The 19,486-nt window shown below is 69.5% G+C and carries 18 protein-coding genes; 11 read left to right on the top strand and 7 right to left on the bottom strand.

What is annotated here, in order from left to right; genetic code table 11:
* Window positions 1-70 precede the first annotated feature (70 nt).
* Entirely contained in the window at window positions 71-196 is a 126-nt protein-coding gene (locus ACGFJ2_RS28580) for a hypothetical protein (protein ID WP_393473317.1), read from the top strand.
* A 39-nt stretch (window positions 197-235) separates the two neighbouring features.
* Here the strand turns inward: ACGFJ2_RS28580 and ACGFJ2_RS28575 are convergent, their stop codons facing one another.
* Window positions 236-583 (bottom strand): luciferase family protein, encoded by a 348-nt coding sequence (locus tag ACGFJ2_RS28575; protein ID WP_357653615.1) that lies wholly within the window; start codon window positions 581-583, stop codon window positions 236-238.
* A gap of 161 nt (window positions 584-744) precedes the next feature.
* Between ACGFJ2_RS28575 and ACGFJ2_RS28570 the strand changes: the two genes are divergently transcribed.
* From ACGFJ2_RS28570 to ACGFJ2_RS28560, 3 genes are read left to right on the top strand one after another with little or no spacing between them, the layout of a single operon-like run.
* A complete protein-coding gene (locus ACGFJ2_RS28570) occupies window positions 745-1,302 on the top strand; it encodes an RNA polymerase sigma factor (RefSeq protein WP_358180238.1) in 558 nt (185 codons plus the stop codon).
* Window positions 1,299-2,003: a hypothetical protein gene (locus ACGFJ2_RS28565; RefSeq protein WP_393473312.1), complete on the top strand. Its 705-nt coding sequence runs from the start codon at window positions 1,299-1,301 to the stop codon at window positions 2,001-2,003. Before ACGFJ2_RS28570 ends, ACGFJ2_RS28565 begins: the two co-directional genes overlap by 4 nt.
* A gap of 37 nt (window positions 2,004-2,040) precedes the next feature.
* Window positions 2,041-2,784: a class I SAM-dependent methyltransferase gene (locus tag ACGFJ2_RS28560; RefSeq protein ID WP_393473309.1), complete on the top strand. Its 744-nt coding sequence runs from the start codon at window positions 2,041-2,043 to the stop codon at window positions 2,782-2,784.
* A gap of 613 nt (window positions 2,785-3,397) precedes the next feature.
* Here ACGFJ2_RS28560 and ACGFJ2_RS28555 read toward each other — a convergent pair.
* Complete coding sequence (locus ACGFJ2_RS28555; RefSeq protein WP_393473306.1) at window positions 3,398-5,332, bottom strand: glycosyl hydrolase family 18 protein; 1,935 nt, start codon at window positions 5,330-5,332, stop codon at window positions 3,398-3,400.
* Between the two features lie 231 nt (window positions 5,333-5,563).
* On the opposite strand from ACGFJ2_RS28555, the gene ACGFJ2_RS28550 reads away from it, so the two are divergent.
* Window positions 5,564-6,037, top strand: coding sequence for a hypothetical protein (locus tag ACGFJ2_RS28550; RefSeq protein ID WP_357957433.1), 474 nt, complete (start codon window positions 5,564-5,566; stop codon window positions 6,035-6,037).
* Window positions 6,038-6,079: 42 nt separating this feature from the next.
* Here the strand turns inward: ACGFJ2_RS28550 and ACGFJ2_RS28545 are convergent, their stop codons facing one another.
* Genes ACGFJ2_RS28545 through ACGFJ2_RS28530 form a run of 4 tightly spaced genes read right to left on the bottom strand, consistent with a single transcriptional unit; the run spans window position 6,080 to window position 10,805 of the window.
* Window positions 6,080-6,976, bottom strand: a complete 897-nt coding sequence (locus ACGFJ2_RS28545; RefSeq protein ID WP_393473303.1) for a hypothetical protein — start codon at window positions 6,974-6,976, stop codon at window positions 6,080-6,082.
* Window positions 6,973-8,034, bottom strand: coding sequence for a CU044_5270 family protein (locus ACGFJ2_RS28540; RefSeq protein WP_393473300.1), 1,062 nt, complete (start codon window positions 8,032-8,034; stop codon window positions 6,973-6,975). The genes ACGFJ2_RS28545 and ACGFJ2_RS28540 overlap by 4 nt, the downstream gene beginning before the upstream one ends.
* Window positions 8,027-8,635 carry an RNA polymerase sigma factor gene (locus ACGFJ2_RS28535; RefSeq protein ID WP_357957438.1) on the bottom strand — a complete coding sequence of 203 codons (609 nt, stop codon included), beginning with the start codon at window positions 8,633-8,635 and terminating at the stop codon, window positions 8,027-8,029. The genes ACGFJ2_RS28540 and ACGFJ2_RS28535 overlap by 8 nt, the downstream gene beginning before the upstream one ends.
* 52 nt (window positions 8,636-8,687) lie before the next feature.
* Window positions 8,688-10,805 (bottom strand): glycoside hydrolase N-terminal domain-containing protein, encoded by a 2,118-nt coding sequence (locus ACGFJ2_RS28530; RefSeq protein WP_393473295.1) that lies wholly within the window; start codon window positions 10,803-10,805, stop codon window positions 8,688-8,690.
* 92 nt (window positions 10,806-10,897) lie between these two features.
* Between ACGFJ2_RS28530 and boxC the strand changes: the two genes are divergently transcribed.
* Both boxC and boxB read left to right on the top strand, forming a co-directional pair.
* Complete coding sequence (gene boxC, locus ACGFJ2_RS28525; RefSeq protein WP_393473292.1) at window positions 10,898-12,493, top strand: 2,3-epoxybenzoyl-CoA dihydrolase; 1,596 nt, start codon at window positions 10,898-10,900, stop codon at window positions 12,491-12,493.
* 1 nt (window position 12,494) lies between these two features.
* Window positions 12,495-13,895 carry a benzoyl-CoA 2,3-epoxidase subunit BoxB gene (gene boxB, locus ACGFJ2_RS28520; protein ID WP_393473289.1) on the top strand — a complete coding sequence of 467 codons (1,401 nt, stop codon included), beginning with the start codon at window positions 12,495-12,497 and terminating at the stop codon, window positions 13,893-13,895.
* A gap of 4 nt (window positions 13,896-13,899) precedes the next feature.
* Here boxB and ACGFJ2_RS28515 read toward each other — a convergent pair whose 3' ends face one another.
* Complete coding sequence (locus ACGFJ2_RS28515; protein WP_357957444.1) at window positions 13,900-15,306, bottom strand: polysaccharide deacetylase family protein; 1,407 nt, start codon at window positions 15,304-15,306, stop codon at window positions 13,900-13,902.
* Window positions 15,307-15,436: 130 nt separating this feature from the next.
* Here ACGFJ2_RS28515 and ACGFJ2_RS28510 point away from each other — a divergent pair, with 130 nt between their 5' ends.
* From ACGFJ2_RS28510 to ACGFJ2_RS28495, 4 genes are all read left to right on the top strand, one after another.
* On the top strand, window positions 15,437-15,943 hold the full coding sequence (locus tag ACGFJ2_RS28510; RefSeq protein WP_393473286.1) for a DinB family protein: 507 nt from the start codon (window positions 15,437-15,439) through the stop codon (window positions 15,941-15,943).
* A gap of 189 nt (window positions 15,944-16,132) precedes the next feature.
* Window positions 16,133-17,758, top strand: coding sequence for a TIGR04028 family ABC transporter substrate-binding protein (locus ACGFJ2_RS28505; RefSeq protein WP_393473283.1), 1,626 nt, complete (start codon window positions 16,133-16,135; stop codon window positions 17,756-17,758).
* Entirely contained in the window at window positions 17,755-18,687 is a 933-nt protein-coding gene (locus ACGFJ2_RS28500) for an ABC transporter permease (protein ID WP_357957448.1), read from the top strand. Before ACGFJ2_RS28505 ends, ACGFJ2_RS28500 begins: the two co-directional genes overlap by 4 nt.
* The gene (locus tag ACGFJ2_RS28495) at window positions 18,684-19,463 is read left to right on the top strand and encodes an ABC transporter permease (RefSeq protein ID WP_357957450.1); all 780 of its coding nucleotides are present in this window, start codon (window positions 18,684-18,686) and stop codon (window positions 19,461-19,463) included. The genes ACGFJ2_RS28500 and ACGFJ2_RS28495 overlap by 4 nt, the downstream gene beginning before the upstream one ends.
* The last annotated feature ends 23 nt before the right edge of the window (window positions 19,464-19,486 follow it).

Raw genomic sequence — 19,486 nt, 5'->3', positions numbered from 1 at the left:
GTGACCAGTCCCCGGGCCGCCCGTTCCTATCGCAACCTGCTGCTCGACGCCGGGTTCGAGGATGACCGCCGTGGAGACTGCCGAGCCGGTCTCGTCGAAGGTGCTCTATGAGGCGGTCGGGCCGGTGGGTGGCTCGGCCAGGCGGCTGTTCAAGGTGTGGCGGAAGGCCGGTCTGCGGGTTCACGCGGCGGCCTGACGTCGGCCTCCTGTTAGCGGCGGCCAGTCGGCTCCAGGTTTACGAGGCGTGTGCCTTGATCGCCACGCTGGTCAGGGCGAGGAGCAGTTCGAGGTCGGGTTCGGCGTCCACCTGCACGGCCACCCAGGCGCTGTCGGCGCAGGCGTGCACCTGGTCGCAGACCCGCAGATGCGGTTCGAGCCGGTCGATCGCCGCCGCCGTCAGACGCAGGTGCACCTCGTCCCGGCCGGACGGGCGCAGGATCTCGGTGCCCCGCACCGCGAAGGCCACGCCGCGCCGGGTGTCACTGACCGCCAGAGCCGGCCAGGAGCGCAGCTCGGCCATCGCCCGGGCCACATAGGGCCCGTGACGCAGACTCGCCCGCCGCCAGACGGAGATCCCTGCCACGACCTCAATGCTGCTCTACTGCACACCGCATCGCCATGCCGCGTTCTTCAACCGTTATCTGTTATTCAGACGCAAGGGTCCCCCGGGCACGGGTGGAAACACTTGCGGAGATGCCGGACACCTAGTGAGGTGTTCCGGCATTCTTCGGTTAGGAGACACCCGTGCAGGATCAACGCGTGCCACCCGACACGCGAGATCGTTTCGAGGCGCTCTATCTCGCCTGTTATCCGGCAGTACATCGCTATGCGATACGTCGTACCGATTCCGTGGACGACGTCGCCGATGTGATCGCGGAGACCTTCCTCGCCGCGTGGCGGCGGCTGGATGACGTACCCGAGGGCGAGGCCGCCGTGCTCTGGCTGTACGGCGCGGCCCGGCGGGTCCTGGCCAATCACCGGCGCGGCGAGTCGCGCCGTACCGCGCTGGCCTCGCGGCTCCGTGGCGAACTGGCCGTCGGACAGGGGCAGACGGCCGCCGACCCACGGACCGAGGCCGTACGCACCGCTTTCGCCGCCCTGAACGCGGCCGACCGGGACGTGCTCGCCCTGGCCTGCTGGGAGGAGCTGACCGGCCCGCAGATCGCCAAGGTGCTGGGCTGCAGCAGCACCGCCGCCCGGCTCCGGCTGCATCGGGCCCGCAAACGACTGGCTCGGCTGCTCGACACGACCGCGACGGACGAGGTCACTGTGATGACCGCGCTGAGGGGAGAAACCCGATGAACAAGATCGACCGCATGGTGTCCGCCATCGATCCGGCCGCCGAGTACGCCGAGCCTTCCATGGGCCAGGGCGTTCAGGACCTCCTCGCGGAGATCGTGGCGACCCCGCCCGCCCGCCGTCGGCCCTCCTGGACGCCGATGCGTCGTCCCGTGCTGGCGGGGTTGGCCGTCGCGGGCATCGCCGCGGCCGCGCTGGTGGCCGTGCCGTTGGTCTCCGGGGCGCCGAGTGCGGCGTACGCGGTGGTGAAGAACGCCGACGGCACCGTTCAGGTGACGGTCAAGGAGTTCCGGGACCCCGACGGGCTGGAGGCCATGCTCAGGAGCGCGGGGATCGTGGCTGACGTGACGTTCACGGAAGCGGACAAGCAGTGCGCCCGTGGGCGTTTCGTCGGCGCGGACCTGGCCTACGACCCGCCGAGCACCAAGAACATGACCGAGCAGCAGCGCAAGGAGTTCGACAAGCCGGACAACTGGCGCTCCCGAGACGTCGCCGCGCCGATCAACAAGGACACCTTCGTGATCTCCCCCCGTTTCATGCGCCCGGAGGAGACGCTCGTCCTGGAGTTCCGACCGGGTAACTACGCCGGAATGGACTATGCGTTCCTCCCCTATCTGGCCAAGGCCGGCAGCCCGATCGCGCCCTGCCGGCTCGTGAAGGCGAACTCCGATGAGGAGCTCGCCAAGAAGCTGGCCGGAAACTGAGTACAGCCGAGCACGCTCTGCGGCATACCGTGGCCTGATGGCTGACGATATGTTCGAACATCCGCGTCTGGCCTCGATCTATGACGCGCTCGACCCCGACCGTGGTGATCTGGACGCGTATGTGGCCATCGTCCATGAGCTCGGTGCCCGTACCCTGCTGGACGTGGGATGCGGGACGGGGACGTTCGCGCTGCTCCTGGCCGGTCGCGGCGTCGACGTCATAGGCGTCGACCCGGCCCGCGCGTCGCTCGATGTCGCGCGGGCCAAGCCGAACGGCGAGCGGGTGCGCTGGCTCCACGGTGACGCGACGGCCCTTCCCCCGATGCAAGTCGATCTGGCCACCATGACGGGAAATGTCGCCCAAGCGATCATGGACCCGCGCGATTGGGAGGGGACGTTACGTGGGGTCTACGACGCGTTGCGGCCCGGTGGACATCTCGTGTTCGAGACCCGGGATCCGGCGAAACGCGCTTGGGAGGGGTGGGATCGCGCGGCGACGTACAAGGTCACCGAGATTCAGGGCGTCGGCGCGGTGGAGAGCTGGTGCGATGTGCTCGACGTCAGCGGGCCGCTGGTGACCTTCCGCGGGACGCACGTCTTCGGCTCGGACGGGCAGGTGCTGACCTCGCACTCGACACTGCGCTTCCGCGAGCGTGACGAGGTCGAGGCGGCGCTGGTCGCCCATGGGTACACCGTGGAGGAAGTCCGTGGTGCGCCCGACCGGCCCGGCCTGGAGTTCGTGTTCTTCGCCCGGCGGCCCCCGGCGGTCAGTGTTCTTTGAACAGGGTCCTGCACAGTCGTGCCCTGAGTCCCTGCAGTCGGACGCAAGCCGAGCGGTGCTCGGCCCTCACATGATGGCGGGTCTTCGCGGTCTTGACGCGATGTTTCCGCTCGACAGCAGGATGGGCAGCCTTCCGAACTACCCGATGAGCAACTCGATGAGCAGCCGGACGGGCAACTGGGCGGGCAGCGGGCTTCGGCGCCGCGTTGACCTGCTCAGGGGCTGACGGCGCGGCCTCACCGGTCGTGACCGACATCGCCGCCACCCGTGGCCGGAGCGACGACTGACGCTCCTGTACGGTCCGGCCCACCGAGTATCCGAGCCCGCTACCGAAGCCCATGGCCCCGGCGAGCGCCAGCGCCATGCACGCCGATCCCCACCGCCGTCGTGGCGGGGTCGGTGTCCTGCGAATGAACGCTGACGGCGGAAGCATGTCCATCATCATCACCCCCGGAGATCATGAGCTGACAGTTAGTGGGCGATCACGAAGCGTTATGACTTCAAGATTTCCACGCAGCTCCCGGGTCAACCCTCCAACCGGGCAGGAAAGCCGAAAGGGCCGGCCCCGCGACGCGGAACCGGCCCGGACAAGGCCCTCAGAAGGTGAGGATGGTCACCCCAGGCCGCTCTTCATGGCGGTGATCAGCTCACCGCCGGTGGTGTCGCCGCTGAGCTCCCAGAAGAACGCGCCGCCCAGGCCCTGGCTCTTCGAGTAGCTCATCTTGCCGCCGATCGTGCTCGGGGTGTCGTAGCTCCACCACTGGCCCCCGCAGTAGGCGTACGCGGTGCCGGCGACGGTGCCGGTGGCCGGGCAGCGGGTCTTGAGCACCTTGTAGTCCTCGATGCCCTGTTCGTACGTGCCGGGCGCCGGCCCTGTCGCCGTGCCGCCGGGGGCGGACTGCGTGACCCCGCTCCAGCCGCGGCCGTAGAACCCGATGCCGAGCAGCAGCTTGTTCGACGGCACGCCCTTGCTCTTGAGCTTCTGGATGGCGTTGTCGGAGTAGAAGCCCGGTGTCGGGATGCCCGCGTACGAGGTGAGCGGCGAGTGCGGGGCCGTGGGGCCCTGCGCCGCGAAGGCGCCGAAGAAGTCGTACGTCATGACGTTGTACCAGTCGACGTACTGAGCGGCGCCGCCGTAGTCGGCCGCGTCGATCTTGCCACCGCTGGTGCCGTCGGCGGTGATGGCCGCGGTGACGAGGTTGCCGGACCCGAAGCGGGAGCGCAGGGCCGACATGACGTTCTTGAACGCCGCCGGGCCACTGCTGTCGCAGCTGAGACCGCAGGCGTTCGGGTACTCCCAGTCGATGTCGATGCCGTCGAACACGTCCGCCCAGCGCGGGTCCTCGACCAGGTTGTAGCAGGAGTTGGCGAAGGCGGTCGGGTTCTGCGCGGCCTGGCCGAAGCCGCCGGACCAGGTCCAGCCGCCGAAGGAGAACAGCACCTTCAGGTTCGGGTACTTCTTCTTGAGCTTGCGCAGCTGGTTGAAGCTGCCGCGCAGCGCGCCCGCGTCCCAGGTGTCGGCGACGCCGTCCACGCTCTCGCCCGCCTGGTAGAAGCGGTCGTAGTCGGCGTAGCTGTCGCCGATGGCGCACTGCCCGTTCGTCACGTTGCCGAAGGCGTAGTTGATGTGGGTCAGCTTGGCGGCCGAGCCGCTGGTGTCGATGTTCTTGACGTGGTAGCCGCGCTGGTAGACGCCCCACTGGACGAAGTACCCGAGCACCTTGTTGCCGCCGCCGGTGCACCCGGTGGTCGCGCCGGTGACCTGGGCGCTGGCCGCGGACTCGCCCACCGAGTTGTACGCCTTGACCGTGTACGTATGCGACGTACAGGCGCCCAGCGACCCGATGGTGGCCGACGTACCGGTCACGGTCGCCTTGACCGTGCTCCCCTCGTAGACGCGGTAACCGGTGACGGTTCCGGAAGAGGCGCCCCACGACAGGGCGATCGAGCTGCCGGTCGTGCCGGTGACACTGGGCGTGCCGGGCTGGCCGGGAGCGCCGGTGCCGCCCGAGGTGGTGGCGGTGACGGAGTTGCCGGCGGCCGAGACGTTCCCGGCGGCGTCACGGGCGCGGACCGTGTAGGTGTAGCTGGTGGCGGCCGCGAGCCCGCTGTCGGTGTAGGAGGTGCCGGTGACCGTGGTCACCCGCGTCGAGCCGCGATAGACGTCATAGCCGGTGACGCCGACGTTGTCGGTGGCGGCGTCCCAGGCCAGGGAGACGCTGCTGGAGGTGGTGCCCGTCGAACGCAGGTTGCCGGGCACGGACGGCGCGGTGGTGTCGGTGCCGCCGCCGGTGACCGGTTTCCACAGGGCGGGTACGTTCGGCGGCTCCCAGCCGGGCTGGGACGTATGACTCTGGACGCACTCGTAGTCGACGCCGTTGTAGGTGACGCGGGTCCCTGCCGTGTACGCGGTCCACGGGGCCCAGGCGGCGGCGAAGGCGACCGAGCTGGCGCCGTACGCGCCGGTAGGTGCGGCGACCGTCGCGGTCAGCGGCAGGAGCAGCGCCGCCAGGACCGCGAGGCCCTTCTTCAGGATCGTGTGTCTCATGGTGGTCCGACCTCCGGCGGTTTTGGGGGTGGGTGGGAGGCCCGACAAGAAACTTATAGGAAAGTTTCCTGTCAATTATGAGACGACGCTAGCCGCCGCCTGCGAGATCGTCAATACGGGCGGTCAATTTTTGTCATACACGGAATTAACACCCGGCCCGGCAGTCTTCATCGTGACCGGCCGGTCGTCACAGCTCACAACCCTCAGAGAACCGTCAGAGAAGAGAGTCACATGAGACGCGCACTCGGTGCCGCCATCATCGCCGTGGCGGCCTTCGGCACCACCGCTGCCGTGTCCGCCCCCGCATTCGCCTCGGACGACCCGTCACAGCCCCAGCTGATCACCAGCGACCAGGTCGCGCCCATCCTGGAGTGCTCGGAGCCCGACGTCATGTTCAAAGGCGAGGAGGGCAAGAGGATCAGCCTCAAGGACGGCCGGTTCGAGGATGAGGACGGCAAGCTCATCAGGGGTAAGAAGATGCGCGTCTTCTCGGAGCGGCTGGGCCCCGAGGACGACGCCTGCGGGCCGGACGAGAAGATGAAGTGCGTGGTCAAGCACCGCGAAGGCGGCCGGGTCAATGTCCGGTTCCGCGATGAGAAGGGCGTTCTGCACAAGCGCGCCTTCAAGAGCAAGAAGGGCGCGGAGTTCTTCACGAAGAAGGACAAGCACGTCATCAAGTGGGTCGGCTGCACCGTCGTGCGCTGATGCCTGACGAGGACTCGCCCTGACGGGCGAGTCCTCGTGGCCCTACTTGCCGTCCGGGACGGCGGGCTGCTCGTTCGTCCAGCCCACCTTGTACGTCTCCACCTTGGTCTTGGCCGGGAACGGCTTCCCGTCGACCGTGGTGTCGGTGTACTCGGCCAGCAGCGTCATGGTCTTGGCGTCTATGAGGAGTTGCTGCTTGAGCACCGTGCCCTTGGTGGTGAGCGTCGGCAGGGCGAACTTCTGCCCGGAGCGGTTCAGCGGATCCTGGGCCCGCCCGACGTCGGTGACGCCCTTGGTGGTCTTGAACGCCTGGAAGGCGGCGCTCCTGACCTTCTGCGGGACCGGGTTCTCCCAGAGCATCCGGCTCAGATCGATGGCCACGTAACGGTCGAGGTGGGACTCCCAGTCCTCGATCTTGGAATTCGGGGCGGTGGTCTTCGCCTCGTCCGCGGCCTCCTTGATCCAGGTCTTCACGCCGGCGACGACATACTTCTTGAGGGCGACCGGATCCGACGGCAGATCCTGGAGCTGCTGGTACGTCACGTACCTCTCGCCCAGGCGGAAGCCCTTGGGGGCGCCTTTCGTCGGCCCCACGTGCCCCTCACCGGGCTCCGTGGACAGGGAGATCTTCATGCCTTCCGTACGGTAGGTCCACGAGGTCGGGGAGCCGTCGGCGCGCCAGGCCGCCTCGTCCTTCTCGGTCTTGGGCCGAGCCCCGAGCGGCCGGAAACCGAACCAGCTCTTGCCCTCAGGTGACTGCCAGACGGTGGACGCCTGCCGCTCCGCCAGCCAGTAGCCGCTGCCGACCGGACGCGGATGGGTCCTGCTCAGGATCGTGTCGACCCGCCAGTACTTGCCCTCGGGCGGGGTCGCCTGCGCGGGTACGGCGAGCGCTCCGGTGAAGGCCAAACCGGCGACTGCGGCGATCAGCGATCTCACTTGTGCTCCTTCAGTGGGTTGTCATCTGTCCAGACGCTCTCCTGGATCGCGGTGAACTCCAGGAGACGGCCATCGTCCGTGGCGCGCGTCTCGATCGAGAGGGGCTTCCCGGTGGCCGGATCGATCACCAGCCGGGTACGGGTGCCCCCCGCGTACTCGGTCACGGGACGCTGCGCGGACTGGTATTCGAGGGCCTGCCCGATACGCCCGAGCGTGTCCGTCACCTGCCCGACGGCCGAGACCCCGGGCATCGACGCGAGCAGCCGGTAGGCGGCGGCCCGGGTCTCGCTCGTCACCGGCGCGTACACGAGCAGGCTCACGGCGTTGTCGACGAGCACCCGATCGTCCACGTCGGAGAAGAGCGCACGCAGCCCCTCGGGAGTCGTCGGCACCTCGTTCATCCTGGTCAGCGGCTTACCGGCCAGGAGGATGCGGAAGTCCCAGTCCTCGCTGGAAAAGGTCCACGGCTTGCCCCGCGCCGCCCGGACGATGCCCTCGGCCCGGTCGTCGGTGATCAGGCCGGGCGTCTTGCCCTGTCCGTAGATCCAGGTCGTCGGCGCGCCGGCCGCCCGCCAGGCGGCCGCGCCCTCGGAGCCCACGGGCACGGCGCCGAGGTAGGTCTCGCGGTACCAGGTAAGGGCCTCCGGATCCGCTGGGATCCAGGATTCCATCGATTTGCTCTGCCGCAGCAGGTAGTGGTGGCCCGGGTCGTAGAACTCGCGGCCGTCGACCACCTTGCTGCCCCACCAGGAGCCCGCGTCGGGCGTCGCGGCCACCGAGGTCGCGGCGGCCAGCAGGATCTGGTTGGCGCTCATCGGGGCGACCGCACTGTGCGTGGCGGGCGACCCGCCCGGCGACACGGAGGTGGTGGCCAGCAGGGCCACGGCGGCCGCCCCGGCCAGGCCGAGCCCCAGCGTGCTCCATCTGGCGGCCCTGCGGCGCCGCCGAGCCCCCTCGTGAGCGAACGCGCCGGCCAGCCGTTCGCGCCCGGCCCGCCGGACCTCCGGCGACAGCGGCGGCGCGGGCAGCAGTTCGCGCACCGCCCGGTAATCATCCATCAGAGCCTCCAAGCAAGGGATTGACGCCGCCCAGGGCGGCACGAAGCTTCCTGCGCACCCGTGACAGACGGGACCCGACGGTGCCGTACGGGATGCCCAGCGCCTCGGCCACCTCCCCATGGCTCAGCTCGCCCAGGGCGCTCAGCAGCAGCACGTCCCGGTCCCCATCCGAGAGCGCCTGGAGCTCCGCCGTGAGCCGCGCCTGCTCGTTCGCGGCGTCGACGCGGCTGACCACGCGTTCCTCGTGACCGTGGTCCGTGCCCGCAGGAGCGGCCGCGCTGCGGCGCAGCGCGGCCAGCTTCCTGGTCTCGGTACGGCGATGGATCGCGATCAGATTAGAAGCGATGCCGTACAACCAGGGACGCACCTCCCCGCGTTCGCGATCGAACGTGGTGCGCTTCCTGAACGCGGTGAGAAACACCTCGGCGGCGAGGTCGTCGGCGGCCTCCTGACCGAGCCGCCTGCCCAGGTACGCGTGGATCTCCCCGATATAGCGGTCGTAGAGCTCCCCGAACCGCTCGGGTTTTCGGTACGACGCCTCCACCAGGTCCGCGTCGCTGATCGCCCCCGAAGGATCAACGAGCCGGAGCCGAGCCGTCATATTGGCAGTCACACCTGTACTCAACCGATGGGGCGATCTGCTTTCACGGCCCTCAGCCGTCGATGGCCACCAGGTGCGGTTCGCCCGCGACCAGCTCGACCTCCTCCCGGTGCCCGGAGGCGCGGTGGATCAGGGTGATCCGCTGGTCCACGGGCGAGCGCAGCACCGCCCGCACGCTCCCCTCTCCCCAGGTCAGCTCCTCGACGACGACCCGCCCCCGGCAGGTGACGCCGCGGATCGTCCCCTTCGGCAGCAGCTCGGGCACGGCGGGCAGCAGCTCCACGACCCCCGGCCGGGAGTCCACCAGCAGCTCGATGACCAGCCCGTGCAGGGTGTGCGCGGCGTCGGCGTTGTAGATCTCCCGGCCCGGATTGTGGGCGGTCATGAGCGATCGGAACAGCATGTCCATGCCCAGGATCTTCATCAGGTTGGCCTGGGCCAGCCCCGCGTCCTTCAGCCGGGCCGCCGCCAGCGCCCGGTGCAGGCTGCCGTGGGCCGACAGGTTCTCGTCGCCGCGCAGCTCCAGGGCGCGGTGCGCGGCCGCGGCCAGCTCCGGCTCGTCGTCGGGGTTGATCTCGTGCAGCGGCCACACCGGATAGAGGTGGCTGACGTGCCGGTGATCCTCGTGCGGGGCCGCGTCCCACGCCCACTCCGTGAGCGCGCCCCGTTCGTCGATCCGGTACGGCGGCAGCCGCTCGGCCAGCGGTGATCCGGCCAGGCCCAGGGCGTGCCGGGCCGCCGCGATGTCCATCGTCGCGTTGACGCTCGCGTACGAGGAGCCCTCGGGACCCACTTCCGGCGAGAACGACGGCACGATCACGAAGTCGGACCCGGCCAGGAACTCCTCCCAGAACGCCGCCGCCTCCGCCAGCCAGCCGGGCAGCTCTTCGGGCAGGTCACCGGTGACCTGGTGGTGCTCGTGGAGCGGGTACAGCAGCCAGTCGGCCCCGGCCAGCCACATCGTCCACGGCCAGTCCTCGTCGAAATGGAACAGGTAGCCGCTCTCCCCGTCGGTACGGCTCGGCGCGAGGATGCCGTCGACGCCGTAGATCTCGCGGGCGTTGACCCGCCAGTGGTCGATCTGGTCGCGGATCAGGGCGGCGTACCCGGCCATGAGCTCGGGCATCGCGCCGATGTTCACCCCGGCCATCTGCAGGTTGAGGTTGGCGTCGGTGGTGAAGTCACCCGACCAGGCCGCTCCCCACGCGCCGAGCCAGAGACCGGTGAGCCGGGGCGGCAGCACGCCCGATGAGCTGAGCAGCAGGTAGCGGCCCGAGTGGAACAACCGCTCGACCAACGCGGGACCAGGCTCAGCGATCAGCTCGCGGACCGGCGGGTCCCCGGCCACACCCAGGTCGAGGGTGACCCGCTCGTAGATGGGCCGATGGATGGCGACATGCCGCGCCAGCAGCTCGTCGTACCGATGCCCGGCCAAGGTTGTGAGAGCGGCCTCCAGCCGGTCGGTGCCCCAGCCGGGCTCCTCGTACCGGTCCAGCTTCGTCAGCAGCAGCGTCTCGCCCCGCGTCACCACCGCGTCGCCGGACACGGAGACGTCGGCGGCCAGGACGAGCGTCAGCCCCTCGAACCCGGCGGCGCCCAGCCCGGCCGGATAGGCGCCGCGAGCACTCAGGAAGACGTGCCCACCCTTCTCGTAAGCAGTGGTCTGGTAGACGACGTCGTCGGGCTTGCCCGGCAGCTCGCCCGTCAGACGCAGCCTCAGCTCACCGGTCAGCCGCTGGACCACGACGGAGTCGGCCCGCGAGACGAACGCGTGGTGTGCGCGCCCAGCCGACGTGACCGCGATCTCCCCGGTCGCGAAGTCGGTGACCCGCCGATAGGGCCCGGCGGCGAACGCGCCCTCGACGACCAGCTCGTACCCCGGATGGAACGCCTGCGTCCAGGTCAGACTCCGCCCATCGGCCACCACCCGCTGCGCCTCGGCGGCCCGCCCGGACAGGATCAGCTCGCGGATCTCCTCCAGCCGGTCGGCGATGGCGGGCGGGCGCAGGTCGCGGGAGCCGTTGGGCAGGACGAAGCGGTGATGGTCGAACACCACGCGCTGGGCGTGCGGCTCGCCGTAGACCATGATCCCGTACTCGCCGTTGCCGGAAAGGAACGCGTCCTCCCAGGTCAGCGCGGGCTCTGTGTCGTGAATGCGGTGCGCGGGCATCGGACCTCCGGCGGCGGGAAGCGCTTTCCCAGCCACCCTATTAAATGCTACACATGCTTGACGCAGCGAAAAAAGGATGTCGAAATAGGGACGTGTCCGAGACAGCGCCCGAGGTGTCCTTCGACACCCACCCCGACCGCTACCGCCACCTCCGCGTCGAGTACGACGGCGAGATCGCCCGCATCGTCCTCCAGGTGGATGAGCACGGCGGCCTGGTCCCCGGCTACGAGCTCAAGCTCAACTCCTACGACCTGGGCGTGGACATCGAGCTGTACGACGCGGTCCAGCGCCTGCGCTTCGAGCACCCCGAGGTCCGCGCCGTGATCATCACCGGCGGCCTGGAGAAGGTGTTCTGCGCGGGCGCCAACATCAGGATGCTGGCCGGGTCATCGCACTCCTGGAAGGTGAACTTCTGCAAGTTCACCAACGAGACCCGCAACGGCATCGAGGACGCGACCGCGAACTCCGGCCAGACCTACCTCGCGGCGATCAACGGCACGGCGGCCGGCGGCGGCTTCGAGCTGGCTCTGGCCTGCGACCGGATCATCCTGCTGGACGACGGCTCCACGGCCGTGTCGCTGCCGGAGGTGCCGCTGCTCGCCGTACTGCCCGGCACCGGGGGCCTGACCCGGCTGGTCGACAAGCGCGGCGTACGCAAGGACCTGGCGGACGTGTTCGCCACGCGCAGCGAGGGCGTGCGCGGCTCGCGCGCGGTGGAGTGGGGCCTGGTCGACGAGGCGGTGCCGCGCAGCAGGTTCGAGGAGACGGTACGGCAGCGCGCCGCCGAGGCCGCCGCCCGCTCCACCCGCCCGCGCGACGCCAAGGGGATCGCGCTGACCCCGCTGGAGCGCGAGGTGAGCGCCGACGCGATCCGCTACCCGAACGTCACCGCGGACCTGGACCGGGCGAACGGGCTGGTCACCATCACGGCGTACGGCCCCCGACAGGACATCGAGTCCTGGCCACTGGCGCTCACCAGGGAGCTGGACGACCTGATCCTGCGGCTGCGCACCAACGAGCCGGCGCTGGGCACCTGGGTGATCAAGACCGAGGGCGAGGCCCGGCGCGTACTCGAGGCGTGGCAGGGCGACGACTGGCCGGCCGACGAGATCCGGCACTACTTCAAGCGCACGCTCAAACGCCTGGACGTGACGAGCCGCAGCCTGATCGCGCTGATCGAGCCGGGCAGCTGCTTCGCCGGGCCGCTGCTGGAGCTGGCGCTGGCCTGCGACCGCCAGTACATGTACGACGAAGAGGGCACGGCGATCACCCTCACCGAGGCGAACTTCGGCGCGTTCCCCATGGGCAACGGCCTGTCCCGGCTGGCCGCCCGCTTCCTCGGCGATCCCGGCCACCTCGCCAAGCTGCGGCAGGAGACCGGCCGCGAGATCGACGCCGCCGAGGCGGAGGAGCAGGGCCTGGTCACCTTCGCGCTCGACGACATCGACTGGGCGGACGAGGTACGCATCGCGCTGGAGGAGCGGGCGGCCCTGAGCCCGGACGCGTTGACCGCGATGGAGGCCAACCACCGCTTCGCCGGCCCCGAGACGCTGGAGACGAAGATCTTCGCCCGGCTCACCGCCTGGCAGAACTGGGTGTTCAACCGGCCCAACGCCGCCGGTCCCGAGGGCGCGCTGCGCCGCTACGGCACCGGGCAGCGGCCCGCCTTCGACCGGAAGCGAGTGTGAGATGTCCATCGACTACGGCGAGCGCATCCCGAACAACGTCAACCTGGCCGAGGACCGGCGGCTGCAACGGGCGCTGGAGTCGTGGCAGCCCGGCTTCCTGCGCTGGTGGGGCGAGATGGGACCGGCGCTGCCGACCCAGGACGTCTACTTGCGTACGGCGGTGGCGGTGGGCCGGGAGGGCTGGGCGCACTTCGGCCACGTGGCGCTGCCCGAATACCGGTGGGGCATCTTCCTGGCCGAGCGCGACCCCGACCGGCGCATCGCCTTCGGCCAGCACCGGGGAGAGCCGGTCTGGCAGCAGGTGCCCGGCGAGTTCCGCGCCGAGCTGCAGCGGCTCATCGTGGTGCAGGGCGACACCGAACCGGCCAGCGTGGAGCAGCAGCGCCGCCTCGGGCTGACCGCGCCCAGCCTGTACGACCTGCGCAACCTGTTCCAGGTCAACGTCGAGGAGGGCCGGCACCTGTGGGCCATGGTCTACCTGCTGCACGCCTACTTCGGCCGCGCCGGTCGCGACGAGGCCGACGCGCTGCTGCTGCGCAACTCCGGCAGCGAGGACTCGCCGCGCATCCTGGGCGCCTTCAACGAGGAGACGCCGGACTGGCTGTCGTTCTTCATGTTCACCTACTTCACCGACCGCGACGGCAAGTACCAGCTGGGCACGCTGAAGGAGAGCGCGTTCGATCCGCTCAGCCGTACGTGTGAGTTCATGCTGAAGGAGGAGGCCCACCACATGTTCGTCGGCACCACCGGCGTGGACCGGGTGGTGGAGCGCACCGCGACGCTGATGCGCGAGCACGACACCGACGACGTCCAGAAATATGGCGGCATCCCGCTTGATGTCATCCAGAAGTACATCAACTTCCACTACAGCGTCAGCCTGGACCTGTTCGGCGGCGAGACCTCCACGAACGTGGCCAACTACTACACAGCCGGGCTCAAGGGCCGCTGGCAGGAGGAACGGCGCAAGGACGACCACCTGCTCACCGAGGCGGCCACCACCGTCCAGCAGGTCGTGGACGGCCGCTTGGCCGACGTGCGCCTGCCCGCGCTGACCGCGCTCAACGCCGACCTGCGTGGGGAGTACATCGCCGACTGCGCCACCGGCCTGACCCGGTGGAACCGCATCCTGGATGGCGTCGCCACCCTGTACCTGCCGCATGTCGGCTTCAACCGCCAGGTCGGCGCGTTCGCCGGGCACCACCTCACCCCGGACGGCCGCCTCGTCGACCAGGCGACCTGGGAGCGCGACCGGGACCGCTGGCTGCCCACTCCCGCCGACAAGGCGTACGTCCACAGCCTGATGCGGCCGGTCTACGAACCCGGCAAGATCGCCGCCTGGCTGGCCCCGCCGCGCAACGGCATCAACGGCCGTCCGCTCGACTACGAGTACGTCCACCTCTGAGGGGTCATGGATGCCTCGGGCTCGGGCCTTGGACGGCGACCGCGGGGGGACGGCCACCGTACAGCTCGCTGACCGTCACGAAGTGGAAGCCGCGCTTGGACAGCCTCTTCAGCACCTGGGGGATCGCCGCCACGGTGGTCGGCCTGATGTCATGAAAAAGAATGATTGATCCGGGTCGCGCTGGGCCGACCGCGGCACGGGTCACGTGGCCGCTGTTGCGGTACAACCAGTCCAGGGTGTCCACGCTCCACAGCACCAGCGGGTGCGGCGACTGCCTGCGTACGACGCGGTCGAAGGCACCGTACGGCGGGCGGACCAGCGTGGGCGTCACCCCGGTCGCCTTCCGGATCGCCTGGTCGGTCCTGGCCAGGTCCGCTCGCACCGCACGGGCGGACAGCCTGGTCAGGTCGCGGTGCGACCAGCTGTGGTTGCCGATCTCGTGCCCGGCCCGCAGGGCGCCGCGCACCACGCCGGGGCGGGCGACCACGTTCTGCCCGACGACGAAGAACGTGGCCCGCGCCCGGTACCTGGCCAGATACTGGAGCAACCTGGGGGTGTACGGACTCGGGCCGTCGTCGAAGGTGAGCGCCACGCACTTGACCCGGCGGCAGTCGACCGAGCCGTCCGCCGTATATCCGGGCAGCGCCATGCGGCCGGACGGACGCATGACCTGGGCCTGCGCCCGCCGGCCGAAGTCCGACAGCAGCGGCTCCACCTCGGCGCGCGGCAACACGGCCTGCACCTGGCCGACGGCCCCCGCCGCCACCTCCCCTTCGTCGAAGGTCACGACCAGATCGCCGTCCTTGGTGAAACCCAGGTCGTCGAGCGTCTGGGCGCTCCGGTCGGCGAGCCGCGCCTCCTCGGTCAGCGCCTTCTCGGTCAGCACCTTCTCCGTCAGCGCCTCGAACCCGCTCATGGACGCCGCGTCGATGAGCGACATGGCGGGCACGACCTGGCCCTTGACCCCGTCGTACCAGAGCGACGTCGTCGACTTGCCGTCGCCCGCGCCCCCGAGCTGGTAGACGGTGAACCGGACCCCGATCACATCGCCCGAGGCCGCCACGAAGCCGAACCCGACGTTCAGCTCGGGCGCCTTCCCGTCCTGCTCGCCGCACCCGCTCTCCCGCGCCCACTTCAGGAACGTGGCCCGCCGCGCCTCGACCAGCCGGCGCAGCGCGTCCGTCAGCGGCTGCGCGCCCGGCACCTGCGGGTACGTGGTCGACCAGGCACAGGATCCCTCGTTGCCGTTGTCGCGAACCACCCGCAGCCCGCGGATCCACGTCGGCGCGACCGTCACGACCGGGTCCTCCGAGCGGACGGAGGCCTGCCACACCTCGGACGCCTGCCCGATCCCCCCGCACGATGTCGATGTCAACGTGACCACCGCCAATGCGGCCACCAGACCCCTCATGATCACGACCCCCCGCCGTTTCCGCCCCTGACCCGTTCGACTCCTCGTTCCAGCTATTGGTTCGCCAAACAGACCATCCTGGATGGTCTACTTCGACGGTAACTCGGCCGGTCAGCTACGTTTGCGCAGCATGAGTGACAATCGCATCCCGCCCCCCTTCATCGCCGACGAGCGCGCCATGCTCACCAACTGGCTCGACTGGCATCGCGAGACCCTGGCCGTCAAGTGCGAGGGCCTGTCGGAGGAGCAGCTGCGGCACCGTTCCGCCCCGCCGTCGACCATGTCGCTGCTCGGCTTGGTCCGTCACATGGCTCACGTGGAGCGGGCCTGGTACCGGGGGGTGCTGAACGGCGAGGACGTCCCGAAGCTGTGGGGCAAGGACACCAACCAAGACGCGGACTTCGACGACGTTGACACCGCCTCGGCCGACGAGGCGTTCAAGACCTGGCAGACCGAGATCGAGCACGCCCGCGAGGTGTCGGCCGGGGTGCCGCTCGACGCCCTGGGCAAGCAGCAGCGCCACGGGCAGGACTGCTCCCACCGGTGGATCCTCGTCCACATGATCGAGGAGTACGCCCGCCACAACGGCCACGCCGACATCCTGCGTGAGCAGATCGACGGTGTGACGGGCGAATAGCGTCCCCCGCTGACGTCCCCCGCCCGGCACGCGGCGCTCAGCTAGGCCGCCGAGCACGCGGCGCTCGATCAGGCCACTGAGCACGCGGCGCTCAGCCAGGCCGCCGAGAGGGCAGAGGTGGGTTATATACCTACTATCTAGGTAGGATATGGTGGTTTTAGTTCCAGCGACCACCGTGAAGGATGTCCCATGCGTTCCGCCGCGCTCACCATGCTCACCGCCTCGGGGCTGGCCGTCTCGGGGCTCCTCGCCGCCTGCGGCAGCGGCGGTCCCGCCGTCCAGGCGCAGGCCGCCGGAGGGGCACCCGTCTACGGGGGCACGCTGACCTACCTGGAGCATCAGCCGCCCACCTGCCTCTACCTGCCCGCCGCCGGTTTCTATCCGAACGGCGGCGTGCTGAACCAGCTCACCGACAAGCTGACCTGGCAGGACCCGAAGACGCTGCGGATCGAGCCGTGGATCGCCACCAAGTGGGAGGTGAACAAGGACGCCACCGAATACACCTTCCACCTGCGCGACGGCGTGACCTTCAGCGACGGCAGCCCGCTCGACGCCTCGGCCGTGGCCGCCAACTTCGACGTGTACGGCCTCGGCGACACCGACCTCAAGCTGCCCCCGGCCGAGTTCGTCAACAACTACGAACGTAGTGAGGTCATCGACAACAGAACCGTGCGCTTCCATTTCAAGAAGCCGTCACCCGGTTTTCTGCAGGGAACCTCGGTCATCGGCGCGGGCCTGGTGTCGAAGAAGACGATCTCGCTGCCGTACGAACAGCAGTGCCAGCTCAAGAACGTCATCGGGTCCGGCCCGTTCACCGTGGCGAAACAGGTCGTGGACAAGGAGATCGACCTGACCGCCCGCAAGGACTACAACTGGGCGCCGGCGTCGTCGAAGCACCAGGGCCGCGCGTACCTCGACACCATCAAGATCATCGTGACGCCCGAGGACAACGTGCGGGTGGGCGCGCTCGCCTCCGGCCAAGCCGACTACGTCCGCTACGTCCAGGCTTATGACGAAAAAACCGTCAAGGACGCGAATTTCAAGATTTATGCGGAGCCGACCAGAGGCGTGAACAACGGCCTCTACCTGCGGCCCGGCAACAGCATCCTCAGCGACCTCGACGTACGCAAGGCGCTCCAGGCCGGAACCGACGCCAAGGAGGTGGTCGACACCCTGTTCACCCCGAGCTACCCGGTCGCCACCTCGGTCCTCAGCCACCTCGCCCATGGGTACGTCGACCTGTCCAAGGAGCTCGCCTACGACCCGGCCAAGGCCAACGCCCTGCTCGACAAGGCCGGCTGGGCACGCGGCGCCGACGGCATCCGCGCCAAGGACGGCAAGCCGCTCCAGCTGGGCGTCTTCGTCTCGGGCCCGCAGCCGCTGTCCAAGCAGACCCTCGAACTCATCGCCCAGCAGTGGACCAAGATCGGCGTGAAGCTGGAGATCCGCCCCGCCGACGCCGGCACCCAGGCCGTCGACATCAAGAACGCGGAGAAGACCGCCATCGCCCACTCGATGGTCGGCCGCGCCGACGAGGACGTGATCAAGAGCCACTTCCACAGCCAGAACCGCGACGTCATCCTGTCCAAGGACACCAAGCTCGACAAGCTCCTGGAGGAGGAGTCGGCCCTGGCGGACAAGGCCGCCCGCGACGCCAAGGTCGGCGAGATCCAGCGCTACGTGGTGGACCAGGGTTACGCGATCCCGCTGTTCGAGGAGCCGCAGGTCTACGGCGCCGCCCCGTACGTCCAGGGTGTCGCCTTCGAGGCGGTGGCCAGGCCCACGTTCTACTCGGTCTGGCTGTCGAAGCGGTGACCCGATACGTCCTGCTGCGCGTCGGGCAGGCGGCGCTGGTGCTGTGGGCCGCCTTCACGGCGGGCTACGTGCTCCTCCAGCTCCTGCCCGGCGACTCGATCCTGATCAAGTTCCAGAACCCGGAGCTCGGGCTGTCGCCCCAGCAGATCGCCGAGATCCGCGCCTACTACGGCGGCGGCGACCCGCCGATCATCGGCTACCTCCACACGCTGCTCGGCTTCCTGCGCGGCGGCTTCGGCTACTCGATCGACACCGGCACGCCGGTGGTCGAACGGCTGGCCGAGGCGCTGCCGGAGACGGCCAAGCTGGCCACGGCGGGGTTCGCGCTGGCCCTGCTGATCGCCGTGGTGCTCGCCTTCGCCGCCGGGTACAGCCGTACGTCCTGGCTGCGCGGGGCGCTGCTGGCGGTGCCGTCGCTGTTCGTCTCGGTGCCCGCCTTCTGGCTGGGGATCCTGCTGATCCAGGTGTTCTCCTTCCGGCTCGGGCTGGTGCCGGTGATCGGCGGCAGCCCGACGCAGCAACTCCTGCTGCCGGTGCTGACGCTGGCCGTGCCGATCTCGGCGCCGATCGCGCAGGTGCTGGCACGCGGCATCGACCAGGTGTACACCCAGCCGTTCGTACCCGTCGTGGCCGCCAAGGGCGCGTCGCGGTGGTGGATCCTGTGGCGGCACGTGGCTCGCAACGCGGTGCTGCCCGCGCTGACCGTCGCCGGGATGACGTTCGGCGAGCTCATCGCGGGGTCGGTCGTCACCGAGACGGTCTTCGGCCGCAACGGCATCGGACGACTGACCGAGCAGGCGGTCAACGCGCAGGACACGCCGGTGATGCTGGCCGTCGTGGTGCTCGCGAGCACCGTGTTCGTCCTGGTCAACCTGGGCGTGGACCTGCTGTTCCCGGTGCTCGACCCCCGGCTGAAGGCGGCGGCGTGAAGATCCTGTCCTGGTTGACGATCGCTCTCGTCGTGCTCTGGGCCGTCGTGCCCGCCCTGTTCACCGGGTACGACCCGCTGGCCGGGGTGCCGGCCGAGAAGCTGCGCCCGCCGAGCCCCGAGCACCTGTTCGGCACCGACGCCGTGGGCCGCGACCTGTTCGCCCGCGTGGTGCACGGCTCCGTGCACTCCCTGTCGGGCGCGTTCGTCGCCGTCGCCGTGGGTCTGCTCGCGGGCACGCTGCTCGGTCTGCTGGCCGGGTCGACCGGCGGGTTGCTCGACGACGCCGTCATGCGGGTGGCCGACGTCCTGCTGTCCGTGCCCGGCCTGCTCCTGGCGCTGACGGTGATCATCCTGCTCGGTCCCGGCACGGTCAATGTGGCGATCGCGGTGGGCATCGGGTCCGTCGCCGCCTTCGCCCGCCTGTCGCGCTCGGAGGTCGTACGGGTGCGCCGGTCCGACTATGTGGAGGCCGCGTTCGGCAGCGGCGGCCGGTTCCCGGCCGTGCTCTGGCGGCACGTCCTGCCCAACTCGCTCGGCCCGGTCATCGCGCTGGCCGCCCTGCAGTTCGGGGTGGCGATCCTGGCCATCTCGACGCTCGGCTTCCTGGGCTACGGCGCCGAGCCACCGACGCCCGAATGGGGACTGCTCATCTCGGAGGGCCGCAACTACCTGGCCACCTCGTGGTGGCTGACGACGCTGCCCGGCGTGGTGGTCGTGGCCGTGGTACTGGCCGCGAGCCGAATCAGCCGCTCGATCGGAAGGAACACGACATGAGCTGGTCGATTGGAGGCCCCAAC

It is taken from the genome of Nonomuraea sp. NPDC049028 (assembly GCF_043197735.1).
In the GTDB taxonomy this organism is placed as follows: domain Bacteria; phylum Actinomycetota; class Actinomycetes; order Streptosporangiales; family Streptosporangiaceae; genus Nonomuraea.
This window is presented reverse-complemented; position numbering and strand designations above follow the sequence as displayed.

Excerpts from the sequence above, each read along its gene's own strand:
- ACGFJ2_RS28565 (WP_393473312.1), top strand. The coding sequence starts at position 1,299 with ATGAACAAGATCGACCGCATGGTGTCCGCCATCGATCCGGCCGCCGAG.
- ACGFJ2_RS28560 (WP_393473309.1), top strand. The coding sequence starts at position 2,041 with ATGGCTGACGATATGTTCGAACATCCGCGTCTGGCCTCGATCTATGAC.
- ACGFJ2_RS28555 (WP_393473306.1), bottom strand. The coding sequence starts at position 5,332 with ATGAGACACACGATCCTGAAGAAGGGCCTCGCGGTCCTGGCGGCGCTG.
- ACGFJ2_RS28550 (WP_357957433.1), top strand. The coding sequence starts at position 5,564 with ATGAGACGCGCACTCGGTGCCGCCATCATCGCCGTGGCGGCCTTCGGC.
- ACGFJ2_RS28540 (WP_393473300.1), bottom strand. The coding sequence starts at position 8,034 with ATGGATGATTACCGGGCGGTGCGCGAACTGCTGCCCGCGCCGCCGCTG.
- ACGFJ2_RS28535 (WP_357957438.1), bottom strand. The coding sequence starts at position 8,635 with ATGACGGCTCGGCTCCGGCTCGTTGATCCTTCGGGGGCGATCAGCGAC.
- ACGFJ2_RS28530 (WP_393473295.1), bottom strand. The coding sequence starts at position 10,805 with ATGCCCGCGCACCGCATTCACGACACAGAGCCCGCGCTGACCTGGGAG.
- boxB (WP_393473289.1), top strand. The coding sequence starts at position 12,495 with ATGTCCATCGACTACGGCGAGCGCATCCCGAACAACGTCAACCTGGCC.
- ACGFJ2_RS28515 (WP_357957444.1), bottom strand. The coding sequence starts at position 15,306 with ATGAGGGGTCTGGTGGCCGCATTGGCGGTGGTCACGTTGACATCGACA.
- ACGFJ2_RS28510 (WP_393473286.1), top strand. The coding sequence starts at position 15,437 with ATGAGTGACAATCGCATCCCGCCCCCCTTCATCGCCGACGAGCGCGCC.
- ACGFJ2_RS28505 (WP_393473283.1), top strand. The coding sequence starts at position 16,133 with ATGCGTTCCGCCGCGCTCACCATGCTCACCGCCTCGGGGCTGGCCGTC.